Source organism: Pseudomonas algeriensis (genome assembly GCF_048847255.1).
In the GTDB taxonomy this organism is placed as follows: domain Bacteria; phylum Pseudomonadota; class Gammaproteobacteria; order Pseudomonadales; family Pseudomonadaceae; genus Aquipseudomonas.
The window spans coordinates 143,374-167,587 of the sequence record NZ_JBKKRK010000009.1; the positions used below are offsets into that span (position 1 = coordinate 143,374).

At 61.5% G+C, this 24,214-nt stretch carries 15 protein-coding genes; 9 read left to right on the forward strand and 6 right to left on the reverse strand.

Annotation, left to right across the window (positions count from 1 at the left end; all coding sequences use genetic code 11):
- Window positions 1-162: 162 nt before the first annotated feature.
- Window positions 163-795, reverse strand: coding sequence for a TetR family transcriptional regulator (locus ACLK1G_RS15655; protein WP_039592574.1), 633 nt, complete (start codon window positions 793-795; stop codon window positions 163-165).
- Between the two features lie 152 nt (window positions 796-947).
- Window positions 948-1,457 carry a hypothetical protein gene (locus ACLK1G_RS15660; protein ID WP_420766227.1) on the reverse strand — a complete coding sequence of 170 codons (510 nt, stop codon included), beginning with the start codon at window positions 1,455-1,457 and terminating at the stop codon, window positions 948-950.
- A 389-nt stretch (window positions 1,458-1,846) separates the two neighbouring features.
- Here ACLK1G_RS15660 and ACLK1G_RS15665 point away from each other — a divergent pair, with 389 nt between their 5' ends.
- Window positions 1,847-3,922, forward strand: a complete 2,076-nt coding sequence (locus ACLK1G_RS15665) for an AsmA family protein (protein WP_420766228.1) — start codon at window positions 1,847-1,849, stop codon at window positions 3,920-3,922.
- Window positions 3,923-4,038: 116 nt separating this feature from the next.
- On the opposite strand, the gene ACLK1G_RS15670 is transcribed toward ACLK1G_RS15665, so the two are convergent.
- Both ACLK1G_RS15670 and ACLK1G_RS15675 read right to left on the reverse strand, forming a co-directional pair.
- Window positions 4,039-4,569: a ferritin-like domain-containing protein gene (locus ACLK1G_RS15670; RefSeq protein WP_420766229.1), complete on the reverse strand. Its 531-nt coding sequence runs from the start codon at window positions 4,567-4,569 to the stop codon at window positions 4,039-4,041.
- A gap of 56 nt (window positions 4,570-4,625) precedes the next feature.
- Window positions 4,626-5,567: a LysR substrate-binding domain-containing protein gene (locus ACLK1G_RS15675; protein ID WP_420766230.1), complete on the reverse strand. Its 942-nt coding sequence runs from the start codon at window positions 5,565-5,567 to the stop codon at window positions 4,626-4,628.
- 130 nt (window positions 5,568-5,697) lie between these two features.
- On the opposite strand from ACLK1G_RS15675, the gene ACLK1G_RS15680 reads away from it, so the two are divergent.
- The 4 genes from ACLK1G_RS15680 to ACLK1G_RS15695 all read left to right on the forward strand — a co-directional run bounded on the left by ACLK1G_RS15680 (window position 5,698) and on the right by ACLK1G_RS15695 (window position 8,877).
- Window positions 5,698-6,336 carry an FMN-dependent NADH-azoreductase gene (locus ACLK1G_RS15680; protein ID WP_420766231.1) on the forward strand — a complete coding sequence of 213 codons (639 nt, stop codon included), beginning with the start codon at window positions 5,698-5,700 and terminating at the stop codon, window positions 6,334-6,336.
- A gap of 102 nt (window positions 6,337-6,438) precedes the next feature.
- The gene (locus ACLK1G_RS15685) at window positions 6,439-7,329 is read left to right on the forward strand and encodes an alpha/beta fold hydrolase (protein WP_420766232.1); all 891 of its coding nucleotides are present in this window, start codon (window positions 6,439-6,441) and stop codon (window positions 7,327-7,329) included.
- A gap of 151 nt (window positions 7,330-7,480) precedes the next feature.
- The gene (locus ACLK1G_RS15690; RefSeq protein WP_420766233.1) at window positions 7,481-7,753 is read left to right on the forward strand and encodes a PsiF family protein; all 273 of its coding nucleotides are present in this window, start codon (window positions 7,481-7,483) and stop codon (window positions 7,751-7,753) included.
- Window positions 7,754-7,863: 110 nt separating this feature from the next.
- Window positions 7,864-8,877 (forward strand): AI-2E family transporter, encoded by a 1,014-nt coding sequence (locus tag ACLK1G_RS15695; RefSeq protein WP_420766234.1) that lies wholly within the window; start codon window positions 7,864-7,866, stop codon window positions 8,875-8,877.
- 120 nt (window positions 8,878-8,997) lie between these two features.
- On the opposite strand, the gene ACLK1G_RS15700 is transcribed toward ACLK1G_RS15695, so the two are convergent.
- Window positions 8,998-10,272: an Hsp70 family protein gene (locus ACLK1G_RS15700; protein ID WP_420766235.1), complete on the reverse strand. Its 1,275-nt coding sequence runs from the start codon at window positions 10,270-10,272 to the stop codon at window positions 8,998-9,000.
- A 296-nt stretch (window positions 10,273-10,568) separates the two neighbouring features.
- Here ACLK1G_RS15700 and ACLK1G_RS15705 point away from each other — a divergent pair, with 296 nt between their 5' ends.
- The 4 genes from ACLK1G_RS15705 (at window position 10,569) to ACLK1G_RS15720 (ending at window position 22,395) form a co-directional block, all read left to right on the forward strand.
- On the forward strand, window positions 10,569-11,507 hold the full coding sequence (locus ACLK1G_RS15705) for a DnaJ C-terminal domain-containing protein (RefSeq protein ID WP_420766236.1): 939 nt from the start codon (window positions 10,569-10,571) through the stop codon (window positions 11,505-11,507).
- 223 nt (window positions 11,508-11,730) lie between these two features.
- The gene (locus ACLK1G_RS15710; RefSeq protein ID WP_420766237.1) at window positions 11,731-12,030 is read left to right on the forward strand and encodes a chaperone modulator CbpM; all 300 of its coding nucleotides are present in this window, start codon (window positions 11,731-11,733) and stop codon (window positions 12,028-12,030) included.
- Window positions 12,031-12,139: 109 nt separating this feature from the next.
- Window positions 12,140-17,194: an NEL-type E3 ubiquitin ligase domain-containing protein gene (locus ACLK1G_RS15715; protein ID WP_420766238.1), complete on the forward strand. Its 5,055-nt coding sequence runs from the start codon at window positions 12,140-12,142 to the stop codon at window positions 17,192-17,194.
- 242 nt (window positions 17,195-17,436) lie between these two features.
- Window positions 17,437-22,395, forward strand: a complete 4,959-nt coding sequence (locus ACLK1G_RS15720; RefSeq protein WP_420766239.1) for an NEL-type E3 ubiquitin ligase domain-containing protein — start codon at window positions 17,437-17,439, stop codon at window positions 22,393-22,395.
- A gap of 45 nt (window positions 22,396-22,440) precedes the next feature.
- On the opposite strand, the gene ureC is transcribed toward ACLK1G_RS15720, so the two are convergent.
- The gene (ureC, locus tag ACLK1G_RS15725; protein WP_420766240.1) at window positions 22,441-24,141 is read right to left on the reverse strand and encodes an urease subunit alpha; all 1,701 of its coding nucleotides are present in this window, start codon (window positions 24,139-24,141) and stop codon (window positions 22,441-22,443) included.
- Between the last annotated feature and the right edge of the window lie 73 nt (window positions 24,142-24,214).

The window sequence follows — 24,214 nt, forward strand, 5'->3', positions numbered from 1 at the left end:
TTGCAGCGAATAGGAAAGTTCGCAGGCTCGGATGCGCCTTTTCCTACATCGCGGAACATCTGTCCCGTGGTTTTTCGGGAGGCGGTGTGTCAGGTAAGCAACCAGGGGACCGAGACTCCGCCATCGCGAACAAGCGCCTTCCCACTAAGGAAACATCAGGCGCTATTCGGTACTGCCCAATCCACGCCAATGCTTGAGGCCAATGAAGATGAACCGCAGTTGCTGGGTAATCTTCGCCTGGGGCGTGAGGTGCTCGGGCAGGGCTTCGGCGGGCGGGTCGATGATGTCCGGCAAGGTGGCGAAGACACTCTTGACGATGAGATCGGCCATCACGTTGAGCCCGGCGAGGTCCAGGTGCTGGAGTTTCGGCATCAGCGCCAGGTCGGCGGCCAGGTCCGAGCTGATGTCTTCACGCAGCCTCGCGATGGCTTGTCGGACCGGCTGCGATCCACCGTATTGCTCGCGAGCCAGGAACAGGAACTGGGATCGGTTGGCATGAACCACGTCGAGAAAAATCCGCACTGACGCGTCGATGATGCCGCCCATGACGAACTCGTTGTGACGTACCAGTCGTATGGTTTCGCGAAAGGTCTGGCCGACTTCGCTGACGAGCGCCAGGCCCAATTGGTCCATGTCCTGGAAGTGTCGGTAGAACCCGGTCGGTACGATGCCTGCCGTCTTGGCCACTTCACGCAGGCTCAGGCTGCCGAACCCCCTGCCACACTCCATCAAGTGGCGGGCTGCGTCCATCAGGGCGTTTCGGGTCTGTTGTTTCTGTTCGGCGCGGGGCAGCATCGCAGGACTGACTTCCGAGTCATGGGAGCGACGCACTCTAGCAAATCGGCTTTGCCGTCGTCGAACGGTAGGAGGTAATCGGGGAAAACGAGGTGCTGGAAAATCAAAAGCCCGATTCAAGGAATCGGGCTTTTTTCATAACCACCATGGGCTCAGCTCACTTCGCCGCGGCGTTTGATGACGCGATCGCCGCCGTCCGCAGCAAGGAGTTGGCCTTGTGGAGTGCGACCGGAACCATCGGCAGCCAAGGTCTGGCCTTGTGGGGTGCGGTCGGAACCGTCAGCGGCCAGGGATTCGCCCAGTGGGGTGCGGTCGGAACCGTCAGCGGCCAGGGATTCGCCCAGTGGGGTGCGGTCGGAACCATCGGCAGCCAAGGTCTGGCCTTGTGGAGTACGGTCGGAGCCATCGGCAGCCAAGGTCTGGCCTTGTGGAGTACGGTCGGAACCATCGGCAGCCAAGGTCTGGCCTTGTGGTGTACGGTCCGAGCCACCTTCAACCAGGCCTTTTTCTTCCAGGCGGTCACGGCCACCTTCGGCGACGGTTTGGCTGTAGACAGAGTGGCTGTCCTTGACCTGTGGAGTGGCTTGTTCGGAAGCTGGCAGGGCGAAAGCGGTAGAGGCCAGCAGTGAAAGGGAAAGGCTCATCAGTATTTGGCGTTTCATGATCGTTGCTCCTCGGGAGGGCTGAAAAGTGGGTACGAGGGCAATGCTACTCTCGATAAGTCGATATAAAAGTTCATAAAGACAATGGTAATAATCAACAGAATTGATTGTTCCGCGCAAAGGCTCTAGAACGGGGGTTTCAGGGCGGCAGTTTTGCCCTGAAGTGGGTAGTTTGTACTCACTCGCGCCCCGCAGATGTGCGGGGGCGTAACAGGTAGCTGTCGAGTCGGTCAGGTTCGTGCGTGTTTTTTTAGTGCCGTTCGTCACCCTTGGTGGTAAACCTGTTGGCCGTTTTGCCTGTCCAACGATCATCGCAACGAGCCGGCTACAGGTTCGTGCTGCCCCAGACGTCGCGGTCCGGACGTCCATCTGCCTCAGGAGCCTTGTGCATGACGCGCACCTCAAAAATCTTCGCCTGGGGCTTTGCCTGCCTCGTTGTCCTGCTGACCGTGCTGGTGCTGTTCATCGCGTTCTTCGATTGGAACCGCATCAAGCCTGCGCTCAATGCCAAGGTTTCCGAAGAGCTGCATCGCCCATTCGCAATCAATGGCAACCTGGCGGTGATCTGGCGGCGCGAACCCGGCGAGGGCGGCTGGCGGGCATGGCTGCCATGGCCGCATGTGGTCGCCGAAGACCTGACCCTGGGCAACCCGGATTGGTCGAAGCTCCCGCAGATGGTCACGCTCAAGCGCGTCGAGTTGCGTATCTCCCCCCTGGCGTTGCTGGCGCGGCGGGTGGCCATCCCGCGTATCGACCTGACAGGCCCCGACGCCAGCCTGCAGCGCCTGGCCGATGGACGGGCCAATTGGACTTTCCAGTTCGATCCAAAGGACCCGGACGCCGAACCGTCCAGTTGGGTGGTGGACATCGGCGCCATCGGTTTTGACAAGGGGCATGTCACGCTCGACGACCAGACGCTCAAGACCCGGCTCGACGTGCTGGTCGACCCGTTGGGCAAGCCCATTCCCTTCAGTGATATCGTCGGGGAAAAAACCGCGAAAAGAACCCGGGAACAGGGCTCGTCACCACAAGACTATGCCTTTGCCTTCAAGGTCGACGGGCAATATCACGGGCAGGGTCTCAGCGGATCCGGCAAGGTCGGCGGCCTGCTGGCGTTGCAGGATGCGGCACAACCTTTTCCATTGCAGGCCCAGGCGAAGATCGCCGACACCCGCGTCGAACTGGCCGGCACCCTGACCGACCCAAAGAACCTCGGCGCCCTTGACCTGCGTTTGAAACTATCCGGCAACAGCCTGGCCAATCTTTACCCGCTGACGGGCGTGACCCTGCCGGATTCGCCACCGTATTCCACGGACGGCCGATTGATCGCCAAGCTCCACGAGCCGGACGGCGCACAGTTTCGCTACGAGGCGTTCAACGGCAAGATTGGCGACAGTGACATCCACGGCAACCTGGCCTATGTCGCCAGCCAGCCCCGGCCGAAACTCAGCGGTGCGCTGGTGTCCGACCAGTTGTTGTTCAGTGATTTGGCGCCGCTGATCGGCGCGGACTCCAATGCCGAACAAAAAGTCCGTGGCGGCGCCAGCAAACAACCGTCCGACAAGGTGTTGCCGGTGGAGGAGTTCCGCACCGAACGCTGGAGTGCGATGGACGCCGACGTGGAGTTCACCGGCAAGCGTATCGTTCACAGCGAGCAGTTGCCGTTCACCGATCTCTACACGCACCTGGTGCTCAACGACGGCCAACTGAGCCTGGAACCCCTGCGCTTTGGCGTCGCCGGTGGCCGGCTCGATGCGCAGATCCGCCTCAACGGCCACACCCAGCCCCTCGAAGGCCAGGCGAAATTGACTGCGCGGGGCTTCAAGCTCAAGCAGTTGTTCCCGGGATTCGAGCCAATGAAGACCAGTTTTGGTGAACTCAATGGCGACGCGGATATTTCCGGGCGCGGCAATTCGGTGGCGGCGTTGCTGGGCACCTCCAATGGCACCCTGAAGATGCTCATCAACGACGGCGCCATCAGCCGCGAGCTGATGGAACTGGCGGGGCTCAACGTCGGCAATTACGTGGTGGGAAAAATCTTTGGCGACAAGGAAGTGAAGATCAATTGCGCAGCGGCTGACTTCGATATCAAGACCGGCCTGGCGACCACGCGCCTGTTCGTGTTCGACACCGAGAACGCGATTATCTATATCGACGGTACGGCGAACATGGCCACCGAACAACTGGACCTGACCGTCACGCCCGAGTCCAAGGGCTGGCGGTTGATTTCCCTACGCTCGCCGCTGTACGTGCGTGGCACGTTTGCCAACCCTGCCGCCGGCGTCAAGGCCGTGCCACTGATGTTGCGCGGTGCCGGGATGGTTGCCCTGGGTGTCATCGCCGCACCGGCGGCGGGGCTGTTGGCCCTGGTCGCGCCCAGCGGTGGCGAGCCGAACCAGTGCGCGCCGTTGCTTGAACAGATGAAGGCGGGCAAGGCGCCGGTCACGGTCAAGCCTACTCGGTAGCCGAGTAGTGATGCTACCGGCCTCACCGCGAGCAGGCTCGCTCCCGCCTTCGATCGAGTTTCTTCAAAAGAAAAACGCGATCCCCTGTGGGTGCGAGCCTGCTCGCGAAAGGCGTATCAGAGATCGGCCAGGATATCGGCCATGTCATCAGCGTGCTCTTCTTCCTGGGCCAGGATGTCTTCGAAGATGCGCCGAGTGGTTGGGTCTTTTTCGCCGATGTATTGGACGATTTCCCGATAGCTGTCGATGGCGATACGTTCGGCGACCAAGTCTTCGAACACCATTTCCTTGAGCGTATTGCCTGCCACGTACTGGGCGTGGGAATGCCGGGTCAACAGGTCGGGGTTGAATTCCGGTTCGCCACCCAGTTGCACGATGCGTTCGGCGAGCCTGTCGGCGTGCTCGGATTCCTGGTTGGCGTGTTCGAGAAACTCACTCGCCGCGACACCGGCCTTCAGGCCGGTGGCCATGAAATAGTGACGCTTGTAGCGCAGTGTGCAGACCAGTTCGGTGGCCAATGCTTCGTTGAGCAGGCGGATGATTTCCTGTCGATCGGCGTTGTAGCCTTCGGTGACCGCGCCGTTCTGGACGTTCTGGCGCGCACGTTCGCGCAGGGTCGTGACGTCGGATAAGTGCATGTCGCTCATCTCGTTCTCCTGGAGGCTGATCCGGTTAGGCGTCACGCTCTGCTGGCGCGATCGCTCTAGTTCTGAGTGATGCGATCCTGGAAAAGTTTTACCGGATTTTTCAAGGCGTGCCCGGACAAGCGTGCTTCCTCCTCCACCCATTGGAAAAAAGCCCGCACGGGCGGGTGCCGCTCTCGTCCCGGCACGCAAAGCGCGCTGTAGCCGGCACCGCTGACTTGGACCTTGGGGCGATAACCCACCAGCAACCCGCTGGCGACGCTTTGCGAAGCGAGGATATTGCTCGCCAATACCAGGCCCTGGCCGGCGATGGCCGCTTGCAGGGCATAGTGCTCTTCATCGTATTCACGTATGCAAGGTTGCCGGGTCATCCAGCTTTCCCCCGCCTGGGCGCACCAGGCGTCCCAACCGTGGGCGTACAGCTTGGCGTTATGCCAGCGCACGCTGATCAGCGTCGGCGGCTGCCGGGTGGCCAGTGCGACTTGTTCCGGCGAGCCATACACGCCGAAGCTCTCTTCGAACAGGCACATGCCATAGAGGTTCGAGTAGCCGTCCAGGCTGTAGCGCACCACCAGATCGACGCTGGCGTCCTGAAGCAAGTCGATGACTTCGCAATGGGTGTCCAGGCGTACGTTGATGTTCGGATGGCGCGCGTAAAACCGCCCCAGGCGCGGCACCAGCCACAGGGCGGCAAACGCCGCCGTGGTGGATATCGTCAGGTGCGTGGTGCTGCGTTGCGGGCGCAGGCTGTCGACGCTTTGTGCAACTTCCAGCAATGCCCCGTGCAAGCTGTGGAACAGCCGCTGTCCCGCGTCGGTGAGGCGTACCCGGCGCGGCAAGCGTTCGAACAACTGCGCCCCCAGCCAGGTTTCCAGGGAGCGGATCTGGTGGGAAATCGCTGTCGGGGTGACCGCCAGCTCTTCGGCCGCCGCCTTGAAACTGAGCAGGCGTGCAGCCGCCTCGAAGGCTCGCAAGGCATTGAGGGGCAGGGTGGCAAACATTGGAAATCTCCGTATGGATGAAAACAACTCATCCGGATGAACTAACGCTCATTTGCGATCGAGGGCGACCGGGCTCCAATCTTAAAGCCACAGGCCGTTCCGATTGTAGTCGCATTAGAAGGAGTTACAGATGAGCAGCATTCTTGTCGTACAGGGTAGCCCACGCGGTGAGCGTTCCCATTCCCGACGTCTGACGGAGGCATTCATAGCGGCGTGGCAGGCCGCCAATCCACTTTGCCAATCGACTCGCCGCGAGGTGGGCCGCACCGTCATCCCTGCGGTCAACGAAGCCTTTATTGCGGCGGCGTTTTACTCCGAGCCCCAGGCGCGGCCATTGACCATGCAGGCCGACCTGGCGCTGAGCGATGCGCTGGTTGCCGAACTGCAAGCCCACGATCGCTTGGTAATCTCGGCACCCATGCACAATTTTGGCGTGCCCAGCGGCGTGAAAGCCTGGGTCGACCAGATCGTACGCATCGGCGTGACGTTCAACCACAGCCTCGACAACGGTGTTTCCCAGTACGAGCCGCTGGTGTCGGGCAAAAAGGCGCTGATCGTGACCAGCCGAGGTGATTTCGGCTTCGGCCCCGGTGGCCAATTGGAGGCCATGAACCACGCCGACACCTGGCTGCGGGCGGTGCTGGGCTTCATCGGTATCAACGACGTGACGGTGGTGGCGGCCGAAGGCGAAGAGTCGGCCGAGCACAGCTTCGCGCGTTCCTATGCCGAGGCCGAGCAGCGCTTGCTGGCGCTCGCCCGAACCTTTTGAGGACCTGGGTCTTGCCGCGATCGGGCTGAATTGCCTCGGGTGTCATAGACTGGTCATCATCGGTACTGATGCTGACCACCTCTTGATCGCAAGGATGTCGCCATGTCGCAACGCTGTGCCACTCGCTACCCCTTGGTGCTGGTCCCGGGCATGCTCGGTTTCATTCGCCTGGTGTTGTATCCGTACTGGTATGGCATCGCAGAGGCATTACGCCGGGGCGGGGCCGTGGTGATTCCCGTGAAGGTCTCGCCCTTGCATTCATCCGAGGTTCGCGGCGAGCAGCTGTTGGCCCGGATTGAGGAAGTGCTGCGGCAAACCGGCGCGCAAAAGGTCAACCTGATCGGCCACAGCCAGGGCGCCCTCACTGCCCGCTACGCCGCGGCCAAACGCCCGGACCTGGTGGCGTCGGTCTCTTCGGTGGCCGGCACCAACCACGGTTCCGAGCTAGCCGATTACCTGCAAACCCATTACCCGGCCGACAGCGCCAAGGGCCGGTTGCTCAGTGCCTTGCTGCGGCTGATCAACGCGATCATGAGCCTGCTGGACACCGGTTATCACGGGCCACGGCTGCCAGCCGACCTGAAAGCATCCCATGCTTCGCTCACCACTGCCGGGGTGGCGCTGTTCAACGAACGTTATCCACAGGGGCTGCCCCAAACCTGGGGCGGACACGGGCCGGAAGAGGTCAATGGCGTGCGTTACTACTCCTGGTCGGGGACGTTGCAGCCGGGCAAGACCGACAAGGGTCGCAACCTCTTCGATGGCACCAATCGAAGCTGCCGGTTGTTCGCCCGCACCTTCGTGCGCGAAGCCGGGCAGTGCGATGGTATGGTCGGGCGCTACAGTTCGCACCTGGGCACGGTGATCCGGGATGACTACCCGCTGGACCATTTCGACATCGTCAATCAGTCGCTGGGGCTGGTGGGCAGGGGGGCGGAGCCGATCCGGTTGTTTGTCGAGCATGCCGAGCGGTTGAAGGCGGCAGGCTTGTAGGACGAAGGGCGTCGCGCGTTATCGTTCGTTGCCGACATGCTCCAGACACTGGTAGTTCATGCTCGGGAAATCGAACAGATGAAGGTGTAACAGGCTTTGTCTACACTGCACCCCATCGCCACACCCTCGTGCGGCAACCAGGAGAAACACCATGAAGATGCTCCGTGTCCCTTTGTTGATGATGGGTTTGCTGCTGTGTTCCCAGGGGTTCGCCGCCACGGCCCAACAAACCAAGATGACCACCTGCAACGCCGACGCCACCGCCAAGGCCCTCAAGGGTGACGAACGCAAGGCCTTCATGAGCAACTGCCTCAAGGCGACCCCACAGGACCGCATGAAAAGCTGCAATGCCACTGCCACCGAGCAGGCGTTGAAGGGTGACGCTCGCAAGGCGTTCATGAGTGAGTGCCTGAAGAAAAAATAAGCGCCGGATCTTCTGAGCCCTGGGCCAAATCGGCCGATACAATCCCTAGTGCTGCCAGCGGATCGCTGGCAGACTGCCGATCCTTTCATGCCGTTTTGTCCTGGGGCTGTATGCCAACGTTTTCTCAGCGTCATGTGTTGTTGGTGATCAGTTGGGTGATCATTTTTGGTGGGCTGTTGCTGGTGTTGCCGCTGCGCCTGTTGCCGAGCCTGTTGGCCGGGTTGCTGGTGTTCGAGCTGGTCAACATGCTCACTCCGCAGTTGCAACGATTGATCGAAGGCCGGCGTGCCCGCTGGTTGGCGGTGGCATTGCTCGGCACGTTGGTGGTCAGTGTGCTGACCCTGATCTTTGCCGGCGCCTTCAGTTTCCTGCTGCACGAAGCGGAAAATCCCGGGGCCTCCCTGGACAAGTTCATGACCGTGGTCGATCGCGCCCGTGGGCAACTGCCGCCGTTCATCGATGCCTACCTGCCGGCCAGCGCCGCCGAGTTCCGGGTGGCGATCGGTGATTGGGTGAGCAAGCACTTGAGCGACCTGCAGCTGGTGGGCAAGGACGCGGCCCACATGTTCGTGACGCTGTTGATCGGCATGGTGCTCGGCGCCATCGTCGCCCTGCAGCGCATCCCCGACCTGACCAAGCGCAAGCCCCTGGCCGCTGCGCTGTTCGATCGCCTGAACCTGCTGGTCAAGGCCTTTCGCAACATCGTCTTCGCCCAGATCAAGATTTCCCTGCTCAATACGTTCTTCACCGGGATTTTCCTGGCGGTGGTGCTGCCGCTGTTCGGCATCCAGCTACCCCTGACCAAGACCCTGATCGTGATGACGTTCCTGCTGGGGCTGTTGCCGGTGATCGGCAACCTGATGTCCAACACCCTGATCACTGTGGTCGCCCTGTCATTGTCGATCTGGGTGGCGGTGGCCGCGCTGGGTTACCTGATCGTGATCCACAAGCTCGAATACTTCCTCAACGCCCGTATCGTCGGCGGACAGATCAGCGCCAAGTCGTGGGAATTGCTCATGGCGATGCTGGTGTTCGAAGCGGCATTCGGCCTGCCGGGGGTGGTGGCGGGGCCTATCTACTATGCGTATCTCAAGAGCGAGTTGAAGCAGGTGGGGATGGTTTGATCCGACCGTTGTATCGATTGATCTACCGCTTTCGCGAGCACGCTCGCGCCCACAGTTCGATCGCATTCGGTCAAACTGTGGGAGCGAGCCTGCTCGCGAAGGGGGCGCCTCGGTCCTGAATCAGGCCTGACTCCCATACCGCTTCATCGCCTCGATCGCCAATCCACTGCCGATACTGCCAAAGATATTGCCTTCCACATGCCGCGCCTGGGGAAGCATCGCCGAGACGCTGTTGCGCAGCGCCGGGATGCCGCTGGAGCCGCCGGTGAAGAACACGGTGTCAACCTGGTCCACACCGATACCGGCATCGTTGAGCAGTTGCGTGACGCTGCCGCGTACCCGCTCAAGCAAGCCGTCGATGGCCGACTCGAACAGGGCGCGGCTCAAGTCCACGCTCAGGCCCGGCTCGATCCGATCCAGGGCCACGTGGCGCTGGTCGGCGTGGGTCAGGTGAATCTTGGTTTCTTCCACTTCCATCGCCAGCCAATGCCCGGCGCGCTGTTCGATCAGCTTGAACAGCCGGTCGATGCCCGCGGTGTCTTCGATGTCGTAGCGCATGCTGCCCAGGGCCAGGGTGGATTTCTGCGAATACACCGCGTTGATCGTGTGCCAGGTCGCCAGGTTCATGTGGTGGCTGGTGGGCATGTAGGCGCCGCTTTTCATGCGGCTGCCGTAGCCGAAAAGCGGCATCAGGCCTTGCAGGCTGAGTTGCTTGTCGAAGTCGGTGCCGCCGATGTGCACGCCACCGGTCGCCAGGATGTCGGCGTGACGGTTATCGTGGGTACGACGCTCGGGCGACAGGCGCACCAGGGAGAAGTCCGACGTACCACCGCCGATGTCGACGATCAGCACCAGCTCTTCTTTCTCGATGGTCGATTCATAGTCGAAAGCCGCCGCGATGGGTTCGTACTGGAACGACACTTCCTTGAAACCGATGGCCCGTGCCACATCGACCAAGGTGTTCTCGGCTTCCTGGTCGGCCATTTCGTCGTCATCGACAAAAAACACCGGGCGGCCCAGCACCACTTCTTCGAATTCTCGACCGGCAGTGGCTTCGGCGCGTTTCTTCAACTGGCCGATGAACAGCCCCAGCAGGTCCTTGAACGGCATCGCCGTGCCCAGCACGCTGGTGTCGTGCTTGATCAGCTTGGAGCCCAGCAGGCTCTTGAGCGAACGCATCAGCCGGCCTTCGTAGCCTTCCAGGTATTCGTGCAGCGCCAGGCGACCGTACACCGGACGGCGCTCTTCCTGATTGAAAAAGACCACCGAGGGCAAGGTGATCTTGTCGTCCTCCAGCGCGATCAACGTTTCCATGCCGGGGCGCAGCCAGCCGACAGTGGAGTTGGACGTGCCGAAGTCGATGCCGCAGGCACGGGCCGGGGATGCGTTTTTCATGTCTTTCAGATTCCGGTCGAAAAAACGGCCGCGCAGTGTATGCCAGTGCGGCGCGGATTCGAAGGCCGGTTATCCGCTAATTCGCAAACACGGGCCTTGAAAGACGACGTCACACCCCCAAACTTGCTGGCATGAGCCTGGCAGCCATCGGGCGGACACAAGAACCGCCACCCGCTGCCGATAAACTTCTGATGCGCCGCCCGGTCCCAATCTTGAGGCTGGTCAACCCGCTGTCCGGTCATCCGGGCATGCCGTGCGTGGCGGTGCGACATCGATAACGGATGGTGATGCTTAAGATGGACTTCAAAGACTATTACAAGATCCTGGGTGTCGAGCCGACGGCCGACGATGCCACGATCAAGGCTGCCTATCGAAAGTTGGCGCGCAAGTACCACCCGGACGTGAGCAAAGAGAAGGACGCCGAAACCAAGTTCAAGGACGTCTCCGAAGCCTATGAGGCGTTGAAAAGCGCCGACAAGCGTGCCGAGTACGACGACCTGCGCCGTTATGGTCAGCACGGACAGCCATTCCAGGGACCGCCGGGTTGGCAGAGCCGTGGCGGTTTTGGTGGCCAGGATACGGGTGACTTCTCGGACTTCTTCAGTTCGATCTTTGGCAATCGCGGGCCGGGTTTCGGTGGCCGTCAATCGGGTCGCAGCGCCGGCCGTCGGGGGCAAGACGTGGAAATGGAATTACCGATCTTCCTGGAAGAAACCCTGTCGAACGAGTCGAAGAAGGTCAGTTTCCAGGTGCCGCAATACAACGCGGCGGGCCAGCACGTGAGCAATACCAGCAAGAGCCTGAACGTGAAGATCCCGCTGGGCGTGACCGATGGCGAGCGCATCCGCCTCAAGGGCCAGGGCGCGCCCGGCATCGGCGGTGGCGCCAATGGCGACTTGTACCTGACCATTCGTTTCGCCCCGCACCCCAAGTTCGACGTCGAAGGCCAGGACCTGATCATCACCTTGCCCCTGGCGCCGTGGGAATTGGCCCTGGGGACCGAGGTGGCGGTGCCGACCCTCACCGGCAAGATCAACCTCAAGGTGCCGGCCGGCAGCCAGAACGGCCAGCGCATGCGCGCCAAGGGCCACGGCCTGCGCAACAAGGCCGGCGAGCGCGGCTACCTGTTCGTACAGCTCAAGGCCGTGATGCCCAAGGCCAGCGATGAATCGGTCAAGGCGTTGTGGGCCGAGTTGGCGAAGAAAGCTGCGTTCGATCCTCGGGAGCACTTCTGACCGGTAACCACAGGCCTGGCAACGCACTCCGTGGCGAGGGAGCTTGCTCCCGCTGGGCTGCGAAGCAGTCCCAAAACCATTCGACACGGTGCGCCAGGAAAAACCGGTAGGCAGGTTTTACGACTGCTGCGCAGCCGAGCGGGAGCAAGCTCCCTCGCCACAAAACCGGGTTTTCCACAATCCTGGCTAGACTCGACAGTTGAAGCATTGGGAGAAGCAGACCATGAACGACCCGATCATCGAACTGAACCTGATGGAATTCTGTGAAGCCGCTGCGTTGGCGGATGTCCACGTGATTGAAATCGTCGAGCACGGCATCCTCGAGCCCCACGGCGCGGCCCCGACCGATTGGCGTTTCACCGATTACGAACTGGTCCTGGCCCGCCGGGCCGCCAAGCTGCGCCGTGAGTTGGAACTGGAATGGGAAGGTGTCGCGCTGGCGCTGGATCTGTTGGAGGAGGTCCAGCAGTTGCGATCCGAGAACCGTCGGCTGCGCCAGCAACTGGGCCGTTGGGTGGAGTAAGAACGGCAGGCGTGCTCGCTGGGTCTTGCAGAAAAAACGATAGATAGTTACCGCACTGGCCGGTGATGCACTGGGTAGGCTCGGGTTTCCACTCTCAAGGATGATCCGCATGCCAATACTTATTCCCGCCATTGCCGACCCCGGCATGACGCCGCAGCCTGAAAGTCGCGGCGTCCACTTCGACCTGCTCAAGCAGCGAGTTCCCGATTGGTACATCGGGGCCGTCATGCGGCGCCAGCAGGCGTTGAGCGACCACGACCTGAAACTCCCGGCCTGGTACCCGAAGACTTCCCACGCAACCCGGACCCGCCTCAAGGACCAGCATGCGCGCTACCGCGCCAGCCTGAACCTGATCGACAGCACCTTGGGCAGCATCGAGGACATCCGCGCCTTCGCCAAGCCGCTGCTGACCCAGGCCATACAGAAGGAATTCAAGCGAACCCTGGACGTGGAGGCGGTTTATTACGCGCGCCAGTACGGCCTCAAGACACGCAAGGACCTGGGCAGCACGCTGCTTCACCGTCTGACGGGAGAGGCCTGGGATACCTACGAGTATCGAGGCGCTTCGTTGTTGGAAACCGCACTGGCGAACTTCGAACCCGACGAAGAGCTTAAGCTCGATTGCGACGGCTGCCATGTCATCACCACCACGTCACTGTCCGCCAGTGGTACGCCTAAGCCCACGCTGGAAGCCGTCCGGGCGGGGGCGTTGCCAATCGCCCCGCACGCCTTTGCCAGGCTGTGCCGCAAACTGGACCTCGGACGGCGCTACCAGCAACACATTCGCGCCATTGCCCGACCCGCTGACGACGACGCCCGCAAGCGGCTCGACCAGCAACTGCGTGATCACCACAAACAATCGTTGGCGCTGAGTGTCGAAGTCGCCTGGGCCAAGGCGGACATCAGCCAGGACACGTACCAGATGTTGCGGCAAGTGATCGCCGATCACGACGGGGTCATGCTCGACGGGCGGCCGGTGACGTTCACTTCGCTGAAAGTCTTCGACGTCGAACTGGTCGGCCCGCTGCTGATCGGCCCCGACCGGGAAAAGACCCGGCGCCTGGAGCGAATGGTGGCGTACCTCCCGGGCGATCCCGAGCACCCGCTCAAGGAATACGCGTCCAGTACCGAATTCATGATCGAACTGCGCCGACGCCTTCATGGCATCGCCTACCGACGGTTTTTCAGTCGCTTTATACCGCTGAGCCAGCAAGGGACTTTTTTCAAGCAGTTCGACCAGCTCTACCAACCTTCTCCCCAGGCCGATGCCCAGTCTGACTATCCCCTCAAACCCTCGTTGAACAACTTGCGCATGGCCGCATCGCCCATCACCGGCTCGCTGTGGGAAGCCTTGCGCCGCGAGCAGTTGCAGAAAATCGAGATGGACGCGCGAGCGGTGGCGGTGCCCACCGCCAATGAGGACAAAACCGCCCGCCTGGCGCGCCTGGAAAGTTGGACGAACACGGTGATCGACGTGCTCAACCAGTTGGCGTTCGTGGTGCCCGCGTTGGGGCCGCTGATGCTGACCGTGGCGGCGGTGCAGATGTTCGAAGAGGCGTTCGAAGGTATCGAGGCGTTCGAGCAAGGGGAAACCAAGGAGATGTGGGCGCACTTTTCCAGCGTGGCGCTCAACACCGCGTTTATCGCCGCGGGCGCCAAGGTGTTGCCGAAGATCCAGGCATCGGCCAGTGTGGATCAGTTGGAAGCGGTGGAACGGGCCAACGGGGAATCGCGACTCTGGAATCCCGACCTCACGCCGTACCGCAGTCCTTTGCGTCCACTCGCCGGTGCCGTCCCGGACAGTCTAGGGCTGTATGAGGTCAGTGGCCGCAAGGTCCTGCCGTTGGACGAGCACTACTACGAAGTACAACAGGACCCGATTACCCAGCGCTATCGCATCCGTCATCCTTCCCGGCCGGATGCCTACCAGCCCAAGCTGACGCACAACGGCAGCGGCGCCTGGAACCATGAACTCGAAAGACCACAGGGTTGGAAAGGCACAACCCTGATGCGCAGGCTGGGCCATCGGGTCGAGGGTTTCAGCGACAGCGAACTGGAGCAGATCCGCATCGCCAGTGGCACCAGCGAGGACGTGTTGCGACGCATGCATGTGGACGGCGAGCCGATGCCCGCATTGCTGGCCGATACGGTCAAGCGCTTTGACTTGGCGCGACAAGTCGACAATTTTATCGGGCAACTGCAAAGCGACGATTCGCTGCGACAGGACGAAGCCGATCCAGTGACGCAGTTGCACTTGCTTGCCGGTTATGGCCCCTGGCCAAGCGGGCTGAGATTGAAGGTGGTGGACGGGGCGGGCAAGACGCTCTGGCGGTATGTTCGTCCATCCCAGGGCTCGGCTCCGGTGAGTGATGTGATCATTCCCGAGGCAAAGGTGCGTACCTCTTCGGTGCTGAAGAATCTGATCGAGGCGGTGGACGCGACCGGGAAGGATCTGCTGGCCGACACCCGTCCGGCGATAGCGAAAACGAACATGGATGCTCGGATTCGCCAGCTCAGGAACAACCTCGCGGAAGTGGCGCGGCGTGAAAAAGTCCAGCTGCTCAATGATTACTACGCCAGGAGCCAAGAGCCAGTCGACCCTCGGGTGGCGTTGATCAAATCCCGCTTCCCATCGGTGCCGGCCGCGGCCATCGAGCAGATGATCACCGATGCCAACCGTGCGGAGCTTCAGCAGATGGCCGCGTGGAATGACGCCGATCCCACCCAGACCAAGCCGATTCCGCTGCGCATCGCCGAGGAACTGCGTCATTGCCAGCGAACGGTGCGTTTGAACCGGGCCTATGAAGGCCTGTACCGACCCGCGTTGGCGACGGCGGACACGCCCCGATTGGCGCTGGCAACGCTCAAGACCCTGCCCGGCTGGAGCGACACGGTGCGTATCGAACTGCGAGACGATCATGCCTCCGGCGCCCTGGTCGACAGCATCGGGCCGCAGGAGGCGGCGCAGACCAAGATCGTGGTCAGGGACGGTGCTCGCTACCAGGCCCTTGATGATCGGGGCAATGAATTGAGCCATTGGGGCAGCGTCTTCGACGCGTTGCAACACGCCCTGCCGGACGCCGAGCGTCAGGCGATGGGGCGCCCTTCGATCCACCAGGGTGCCCTGCTGGAAAAGGCCCTCGGTGAAGCGCCATTGCCGCGCAATTCGTTGGCGCGAACCTTGAACCTGCCCGCCATCAAGCCATCGTTCCGCTCACCGATGCGCCTGGCGTCGGGCGCGGTCGGATACCCACTGAGCGGGTTGCGGGCCTTATTGGGGCTGGGGCGCTCGGTGGAAAGTCGAGTCCTGGAGTTGTACCCCAACCATACGAACGAGCAGGTCCGGGCGTTGCTGGCTTCATTGGGCGACGGCGCCGTGGCGGAGCTCAAGCGACGTAAGATCGAGCTGGACATGCTGGATCGAGACCTCGACCGTTGGGTGAATACGACCAGTTGGATTTATTCGGGCGACCGCATGGAGCAGGTGCCACCCGTGCGCAAGCGCGGAGTGGCCGATCAGATCAAGCGTTGCTGGAGGCGCCAGACCGCCGTGGTGACAGCAGCGGATGGCCGCGCGGTGGGCTATCAGCTCGATCTGGGCCAGCTGACAGTCGGTTACCTGCCGGAGCTGTCGGCGGATTTCAGCCACGTGGCCTCGCTGAAAATGGCGGGCATGGACCTGTCACAAGAGGCCTGCGAAGGTTTTCTCTCCGGTTTTTCCTCTCTTCGCTGGCTGGACATGTCTGACAACCGCCTGGTGCAAATCCCCGCAGCCTTGGGGGCAATGGATGGCCTGACCAAGCTGCTGCTCAAAGACAACACCATCACCCTGACCTCTCGTTGTGTTGAAGTCCTGCAGGGTCTTACCCGACTGAAAGTCCTCAATCTGGAAAACAATCCCGTGGGGCAGTTGCCGGATTTCAGTCACATGTCCGACCTGCGCGGCCTGGGCCTCAAGGGCACCGGAATCGACACCTGGCCGGCGGGCCTGCGCGGCTTGCCGCTGGAGTTCGTCGATCTGCGCGACAACCAATTGACCGACGTTCCAGACGCGCTGGTCAACCCGGCGGCGGCCGACGCCCTTGCCACGGCCCGCGTCAACGGCGTGACTTTCCTCCAAGGCAATCCATTGGGCGAAGCGACCCAACAGCGCCTGCGTGACTATTGGGCGGACCTGTGGCGTGAGCATCCCGAGTGGATAACGTTGCGTCAACACGGGGCGTTTGGTCATGTCGCGGTGGGAACGGCGGCCAATGTGCAGCAGTGGGTGCAGAATTTGCCCGACAGCCAATTACCAGGCAAACGCGCGTTGTGGCAAAGCCTGGCGAGTGAGCCGCAATCGGGTGAGTTCTTCGAGCTGTTGAATCGCTTGGCCACCTCCTATCAAGGCGAAGAAAGCTACTCGGACCTGCAGTCGCGTGTCTGGCAAATGGTGGAAGCCGCCGGGGCTAACACCGACCTGCGCCATGAGTTGTTCGAGCTGGCGGGGGCTCCGGCGTGTGAGGACCGCGCAGCGTTATCGTTCAGCTACCTGGAAATCAGATTGATGATTCACGACGCCAAGGCCACGGCCAACGGCGAGGCGGAGGCCGCAACCTTGATCAAGCTGGCCAAGGGATTGTTTCGCGTCGATGAGGTGGAGCGCATCGCCCTGGAAGACATCCAGGCACGACGTGACGTCATCACGGCCCGGTCGGACCTGACAACCGCACAGAGGAATCGGCTACTGGAGCGCATAGAAGAAGTCGAAGTACGCCTGGCCTACCGCGTGGGGCTCCGAGACCGGCTGGCGCTGCCGGGGCAACCCAAAGGTGGGCGTTTTGTTCACATGGGTAACGTCACGCCGGACATGCTCGAGGCAGCCGCCACCCAGGTAGAGGCACTGGACGATTCACCCCGGCAGATGCAATCGCTGCTGGGGCGGGAGTTCTGGATCGACTTCTTGAAACAACAACATGAGGCTGCGTTCCAGTCGCTGACCAACACTCTCATTACCGAGCAACTCGCATTGGATGAGGCCAAAGCGGCCGGAACCCTGGAGGAGGCTGACTATGTGAGCCAGTCCGAGGCGCTGGGCTTGCAACAGCGGGTCAAGGAAGCGGAGCTGATCCAGGCCTTGACCGAGCAAGCGCTGGACGCACAGGAGGAAAGCACTGACTTGTAGGGCAAATCTTCGGAGCCGGAGCAGGGACGAGGCAGCAACGCTTCCCCCTGTCATGCTTTGTGAAGAAAGCGATAAATAGTTACCGCAACCACGGCGCAGGCAATGAGTAGGCTCGGGTTTTCCAACCTCAAGGATGACCCGAGATGCCAGAGCCTACCGCTACGAAAACCACCACGACCCCACCTGCTTCAAAAAAGGGTGAGCACGACGATTTGCTCAGAAGTCGTATTTCGCCCTGCTTCATGAACGCCACCGTGCAGCGCCAGCAAGCGCTGCGCGATCATGACCTGGAGCTTCCAGAGTGGTACGTGAAAACGACCCACCAGACCAGGGCCAGCCTCAAGCGCAGTCACGAGCAGTACTGCCGGATTTTCAACCAGGTCGATTGCGCGCTGGGCAAGGTCCAGGACGTACGGGCCTTTGCCGAACCTTTGCTCAGCCAGGCCATCCAGACCACCTTCAAGCGGACGCTTAACGTCCGGGAGGTTTATTTTGCCCGCAAGTTCGCGGTCAAGACGCGTACCGACCTGGGCTTCAATCTGCTCCATCGCTTGACCGGTGAAGCCTACGACACTTACCAATACCGAGGCGGTTCGCTGCTGGACGTCGCGCTGGCGAATTTCGAACCCGATGAAGAGCACAAGCTCGACTGCGATGATTGCCACCTCATCACCACCACGCCGGTGTCGGCTGACGGCACCTTGAGCCACACCCTCGAGTCCGTGCGCGCCGGCACACTGCCCATTGCCCCCGAAGCCTTTATCAAGCTATGCCGCAAGCTCGACCTGGGGCGCAAGTACCGGGAGCATCTTGTGACGGTCCTGGAACCGAACGACCGTCAGGCCCGCGAACGGTTGGATGAACAGTTGCGCGAGCATCACAAGCAACTCCTCACGATCAGCACCGAGATTGCCCAGGCCAAGGCGGACATTCGCCAGGACACCTACCGAATGTTGCAGCGGGTGGTGGGTGGGCAACCCTCGGCCGAGCTGGACGGTCGCCCGGTGACCTTCGCCACGTTGAAGGTCCTTGACGTCGAACTTGTCGGCCCCCTGCTGATCGGTCCGGAACGCGAGAAAAGTAACCGGTTGGAACGAGTCGTGGCCTACATTCCGGACGATCCTGAGCATCCGGTGAAGGAATACGCCTCAAGCGACGCATTCATGGTCGAACTGCGGCGCCGCCTGCATAACCTCGACTACCGTCGTTTTTTCAGTCGCTTCGTGCCGCTGCATGAGCAAGGGCATTTCTTCGAGCGCTTCAACCGTCTCTTCAAGCCCTCTTCGCAAACCGATGCCAAAGGCGACTTCCCCCTCAAGTCGAACCTGCCCAGGCTGCCGATGAGCGCGTCCGAGCTCAAAGGTTTCTTGTGGGAGACGCTACGGGTCAATCAGGTCCGCAAGATTTACCAGGACGCACGGGTCGCGGCGGTTCCTACGGGCGACGAAGACAAGAAGGCGCGCCTGGCACGCCTGGAAAGTTGGGAAAGCACGGTCCTCAATGTGCTCAACATGGCTGCGTTCGTGGTGCCCGGGCTCGGTCAGGTGATGATGGCGGTGTGGGCCTTGCAGATGCTGTACGAGGCGTTCGAGGCCGTCGAGACGTTCGAGCAAGGGGAAACCAAGGAAATGTGGGGGCATTTTTCCAGCCTGGCGCTCAACGCCGCGTTCATGGCCGCCGGCGCCAAGGTGCTCCCGCGCATCATGCCATCGGCGACCGTGGATCAATTGGAGCCCGTAACATCGCCGACTGGCGAAACACGGCTCTGGCGTCCCGACCTGACGCCTTACCAGAGCGATCTGGAACCGTCCGCGAATTCGCTGCCCGATGCCCTGGGCTTGCACCGCGTCAATGGCCGCGACGTATTGCCATTGGACGACAGTCACTACGAAGTCCAGCAAGACCCGGCCACCCAACGTTATCGCATTCGCCATCCTTCCCGGCCGGATGCCTATCAGCCCGAGCTGACAAACAACGGCAGCGGTGCCTGGAACCATGAGTTGGAACAGCCGCGAAGCTGGGACGGTACGACCCTGATGCGCCGGCTCGGCCATCGGGTCAAGGATTTCAGCGATGCCGAGCTCGAGCACATTCGTACCGCCAGTGGCACCAGCGAGGACGCGCTGCGGCGCATGCACGGCGAGGGAGAACCGGTGCCGGTGTTGCTGGACGACACGATCAAGCGCTTCGACATCGCTCGCAAAGTCGACGCTTTCCTGTTGCACATGCAAAGCGAAGATCCGCTGATCTATGAAAAAGCCGATTCGATGACCCAGCTGCACTTGCTCACGGGCTACGGCCCATGGCCAGAAAACTTGAAGCTGAAGGTGATCGACAGCTCGGGCAAGTTCCTGTGGGAATACGCTCACCCAACGGATGGAACGTCCATGATCCGTGAAGTCATTGTCAGCGATACGGAAGTGGATTCATCGTCATTTCCCAGGAACCTGATCGAGGCCGTGGATGCGACGGGCAATGATTTGCTGGCCGGCACGCGCCCGGCACTTGCGAAAACAGACATGAACGCCCGAATCCAACAGTTCCGCAAGAATCTGCTTGAAGTGGCGGTGCGTGAGAAAGCCCAACTGATCAATGATCATTACGCCAAGGGCGATGTATCGAAGGACCCACGGGTCAAACTGATCAAGTCCCGTTTTCCTTCGGTTCCGGCGGCGGCCATCGAGCAGATCATGGTCCACGCCAGCCCTGCCGAAATCCGGCAAATGGCGGGATGGGATTACACCGATGCCACCCAGACCAAACCTATCCCGCTGCGCATCGCCGAAGAGTTGCGTTACTTTCAGCGCGCGATCCGTTTGAACCGGGCCTACGAGGGTCTATACCAGGAGCGCCTGGCCACGGAGGACACACCCCGCCTGGCGCTGGCGACCCTCAAGACGTTGGCGGGCTGGACCGATACGGTACGCGTCGAGTTAAGGAAAGATTTCACCTCTGGGGACTTGATCGACAGCGTCGGGCCAGCGGATTCGACGCAGGTCAAAATCGTCGTCAAGAGTGACGATCTTTATCAAGCCCATGACGACAGCGGCAACGATCTGAGCAGCGAGGGCAGCCTCTACGCGGCCTTGCAGCATGCTCTCCCGGATTCCGAGCGCCAGGCCATGGGCCGCCCCTCGATTCATCATGGCGCGTTGCTGAAGGCGGCTATCGGCGCGGCGCCGGTGAGCCGGGGTTCATTGGCAAAGGTCTTGAAGGTGCCGGCAGTCAAACCGTTGCTCGTGTCGCCAATGCGCCTGGCCTCGGGCAGATACGGCTATCCACTGGGCGGGCCTTTGGAATGGCTGCGCCTGGGCAGGTCGCCTGAAAGACGGGTGCGAAATTTGTTCCCCGATTATTCGCGCCAGGAAGTCCAGGCCTTTGTGCGGGAATTGGGCGATGGAGCGGCTGCGGAAATCGGGCGCCTTGAAACCGAATACCGTACGTTGCGCAACGAGCTGGACCGTTGGGTGGCTTCCACAGAGACGGACGAAGCGGACAGCAACGCATCGGCGGCGCGACAAAGACTCAAGCGAATCACCGCCGATCGAATTCGTCAGTGTTGGAGACGCCAGTCCCGGGCTGTCAGTGTGGTGGACGGTCGGCGTGTCGGGTATGAGCTGGATCTGGGCTGGATGCATGTGCGGTCGTTGCCGCAGCTGTCGGCTGATTTCAATCACGTAACCTTCTTGAGACTCTACGGGGCGGGGTTGTCGCAACAAACCTGTAACGGTTTTCTCGCGCGTTTCCCTGCCCTTCGTTGGCTGGACATGGCCCATAACAACCTGACTGAACTGCCGGAGGCGTTGGGAGGAATGCCTCATCTGACCAACCTGACGATGGCATCGAACCAGATCGCCCTGACGCCACGTGGCGTTGAAATCCTCGGCGGTTTGTCCGCCATGGAATCCCTGACCCTCCACGACAATCCACTGGGTCGCTTGCCAGACTTCAGTACCCTGCCCGCCCTGACGGAGCTGTTGCTGAGGAACACCCGGATCGACACCTGGCCCACGGGCCTGCTTGCCCAGCCGCTGGCGGAACTGGACTTGCGCTACAACCGACTGACCGATGTGCCGGCACACGTGATCGATCCATCCGCCGAGCGGGCCCGTGCCATGGCCCGGCTCAATGGCGTGACGTTTATCCAGGGCAATCCAATGAACGAGGCGACCGGGCAGCGCCTGCAGGAATATTGGGCGAATCTCCAGCAAGCCCATCCCGAGTGGGCCGCCCCGCGCCGGACGGGAACACTCCAACTGGCGGCCAACGTTGGGGTAAGCATGCGGTCAGACGTACGGCCATGGCTGCGCGATCTGCCGTCCGAACAACGGGAGGGTAAAAAAGCCTTGTGGCGAAGCCTGCAGGCAGATCCGCAATCCGGAGAGTTCTTCCAGCTGTTGAGTCGGTTGATCGGCTCCTATCAGGACGTGGCTGACTATTCGGACCTGCAGGCCCGCGTCTGGCAGATGCTGGAGGCTGCCAGGGATTCTACTGAGTTGCGTCATGAGCTTTTCGAACTGGCCGGCGAACCGGCCTGTGAAGACCGTGCTTCGTTGTCGTTCAGCAATTTGGAAATCAAAATGATGATCCACAACGCCAAGACCCTGTCGGTGGAAGGGGATGAGGCGGCCACGCTGATTCGCTTGGCCAAGGGATTGTTCCGGCTGGACGAAGTGGAACGCATAGCTCTGCAGGACATCCAGGGGCGTCGTGATGCGATCAATGCCCGTGAAGAGCTCACAGTCGCGCAAAAGGCCGAATTGATCAGGCTGATCGAAGAAGTCGAGGTCCGCTTGGCCTATCGTACGGGACTCAGGGACCGGCTGGAACTGCCGGGGCAACCGACAGGGGGACGCTTCACCAACCTGGGGAACGTTTCCAGTGCCATGCTCAATGCCGCAGCCTCCGAGGTCCTGGCTCTGGACGACTCGCCCCGGCAAATGCAATCACTGGTGGGCCGCGATTTCTGGATCGACTATTTGAAGCGGCAACATGCGGTAGATTTCCAGACGTTGACCGACGCCCTCTCCGATGACCTGCTGAAACTGGATACGCAGAAGGCGGACGGAACCCTGGAGGACGCTGACTATGTCAGTCGAACCGAGGCGTTGAGCTTGCAACACAGCGTCAAGGAAGCGGAGCTGATCCAGTCATTGACCCAGGATGAGCTGAACTCGCCGTTGGAAAGTACCGACTTGTAAAGCGAACCTGTGGCGAGAAGCTTGCCACTCGCCACAGGCCTATGCTCAAAACAGGAAATAACGCTGCGCCATCGGCAACACATCAGCCGGTTCACACCACAACAGCACGCCGTCGGCCTTGACCTGGTAGGTCTGCGGGTCGACGTCGATGCTTGGCAGGTAGTCGTTGTGGATCAGGTCGGTTTTCTGCACCTCGCGGCAACCTTTGACCACGGCGATCCGTTTTTTCAAACCCAATTGCTCTGGCAGCCCCGCCTCGGCGGCGGCCTGGCTGATGAAGGTCAGGCTGGTGGCATGCCGCGAGCCGCCGTAGCTGGCGAACATCGGCCGGTAATGCACCGGTTGCGGTGTCGGGATCGAGGCGTTGGCGTCGCCCATCAGGCTGGCGGCGATCGCGCCCCCCTTGAGAATCAACGTCGGCTTGACCCCAAAAAACGCTGGTCGCCACAGCACCAGGTCGGCCCACTTGCCCACTTCGATAGAGCCCACTTCATGGCTGATGCCGTGGGTGATCGCCGGGTTGATGGTGTACTTGGCGATGTAGCGCTTGATGCGGAAGTTGTCGTTGCCTTCGCCGTCGGCGGGGAGGGCGCCACGTTGCTTCTTCATCTTGTCGGCGGTCTGCCAGGTGCGCGTGATGACTTCGCCGACACGGCCCATGGCCTGGCTGTCGGAGCTGATCATCGAGAAGGCGCCGAGGTCGTGGAGGATGTCCTCGGCGGCGATGGTCTCGCGGCGGATGCGGCTTTCGGCGAACGCCACGTCCTCGGCAATGCTCGGGTCGAGGTGATGGCAGACCATCAGCATGTCCAGGTGTTCGTCGATGGTGTTGCGGGTGAACGGCCGGGTCGGGTTGGTGGAACTGGGCAGCACGTTGGGGAAACCGCAGGCCTTGATGATGTCCGGCGCGTGACCGCCACCGGCGCCTTCGGTGTGGTAGGTGTGGATGGTGCGGCCCTTGAACGCGGCCAGGGTGGTCTCGACGAAGCCGGATTCGTTGAGGGTGTCGGTGTGGATCGCGACCTGCACGTCGTACTGGTCGGCCACGCTGAGGCAGTTGTCGATGGCGGCCGGGGTGGTGCCCCAGTCTTCGTGCAGCTTCAGGCCGATGGCGCCGGCCTTGACCTGTTCGACCAGCGGCTCCGGCAGACTGGCGTTGCCCTTGCCGGTGAAGCCCATGTTCATCGGGAAGGCATCGGCGGCCTGGAGCATTCGTGCGAGGTGCCACGGCCCGGACGTGCACGTGGTGGCGTTGGTCCCGGTGGCCGGGCCCGTGCCGCCGCCGATCATGGTGGTGACGCCGCTCATCAGGGCTTCTTCGATCTGCTGCGGGCAGATGAAGTGGATGTGGGTGTCGATGCCACCCGCGGTGAGGATCATGCCTTCGCCGGCAATCACTTCGGTGCTGGCGCCGATGGCGATGCTCACGTCGGGCTGGATGTCCGGGTTACCGGCCTTGCCGATCGCCGCGATGCGCCCGTCCTTGAGGCCGACATCCGCCTTGACGATACCCCAGTGATCGATGATCAGCGCGTTGGTGATCAGCGTGTCAACGACCTCGGCGGCCAACAATTGGCTCTGGCCCATGCCGTCGCGAATCACCTTGCCGCCGCCGAATTTCACTTCTTCGCCGTAGGTGGTGAAGTCCTTCTCCACTTCGATCCACAACTCGGTGTCGGCCAGGCGAACCTTGTCGCCGACGGTGGGGCCGAACATGTCGGCGTAGGCTTGTCTCGAAATCTTCATGTGCTCGCCTTGAGACTCAATTAATAGTAAGGCCGTTCGCTGCGCTCATTTTTCGCGAGCAGGCTCGCTCCCA

Coding starts and splice junctions, on each gene's coding strand:
- ACLK1G_RS15675 (WP_420766230.1), bottom strand. CDS start 5,567: ATGTTTGCCACCCTGCCCCTCAATGCCTTGCGAGCCTTCGAGGCGGCT.
- ACLK1G_RS15695 (WP_420766234.1), top strand. CDS start 7,864: ATGCCAACGTTTTCTCAGCGTCATGTGTTGTTGGTGATCAGTTGGGTG.
- ACLK1G_RS15665 (WP_420766228.1), top strand. CDS start 1,847: ATGACGCGCACCTCAAAAATCTTCGCCTGGGGCTTTGCCTGCCTCGTT.
- ACLK1G_RS15710 (WP_420766237.1), top strand. CDS start 11,731: ATGAACGACCCGATCATCGAACTGAACCTGATGGAATTCTGTGAAGCC.
- ACLK1G_RS15680 (WP_420766231.1), top strand. CDS start 5,698: ATGAGCAGCATTCTTGTCGTACAGGGTAGCCCACGCGGTGAGCGTTCC.
- ACLK1G_RS15655 (WP_039592574.1), bottom strand. CDS start 795: ATGCTGCCCCGCGCCGAACAGAAACAACAGACCCGAAACGCCCTGATG.
- ACLK1G_RS15685 (WP_420766232.1), top strand. CDS start 6,439: ATGTCGCAACGCTGTGCCACTCGCTACCCCTTGGTGCTGGTCCCGGGC.
- ACLK1G_RS15715 (WP_420766238.1), top strand. CDS start 12,140: ATGCCAATACTTATTCCCGCCATTGCCGACCCCGGCATGACGCCGCAG.
- ACLK1G_RS15670 (WP_420766229.1), bottom strand. CDS start 4,569: ATGAGCGACATGCACTTATCCGACGTCACGACCCTGCGCGAACGTGCG.
- ureC (WP_420766240.1), bottom strand. CDS start 24,141: ATGAAGATTTCGAGACAAGCCTACGCCGACATGTTCGGCCCCACCGTC.
- ACLK1G_RS15705 (WP_420766236.1), top strand. CDS start 10,569: ATGGACTTCAAAGACTATTACAAGATCCTGGGTGTCGAGCCGACGGCC.
- ACLK1G_RS15700 (WP_420766235.1), bottom strand. CDS start 10,272: ATGAAAAACGCATCCCCGGCCCGTGCCTGCGGCATCGACTTCGGCACG.
- ACLK1G_RS15720 (WP_420766239.1), top strand. CDS start 17,437: ATGAACGCCACCGTGCAGCGCCAGCAAGCGCTGCGCGATCATGACCTG.
- ACLK1G_RS15660 (WP_420766227.1), bottom strand. CDS start 1,457: ATGAAACGCCAAATACTGATGAGCCTTTCCCTTTCACTGCTGGCCTCT.
- ACLK1G_RS15690 (WP_420766233.1), top strand. CDS start 7,481: ATGAAGATGCTCCGTGTCCCTTTGTTGATGATGGGTTTGCTGCTGTGT.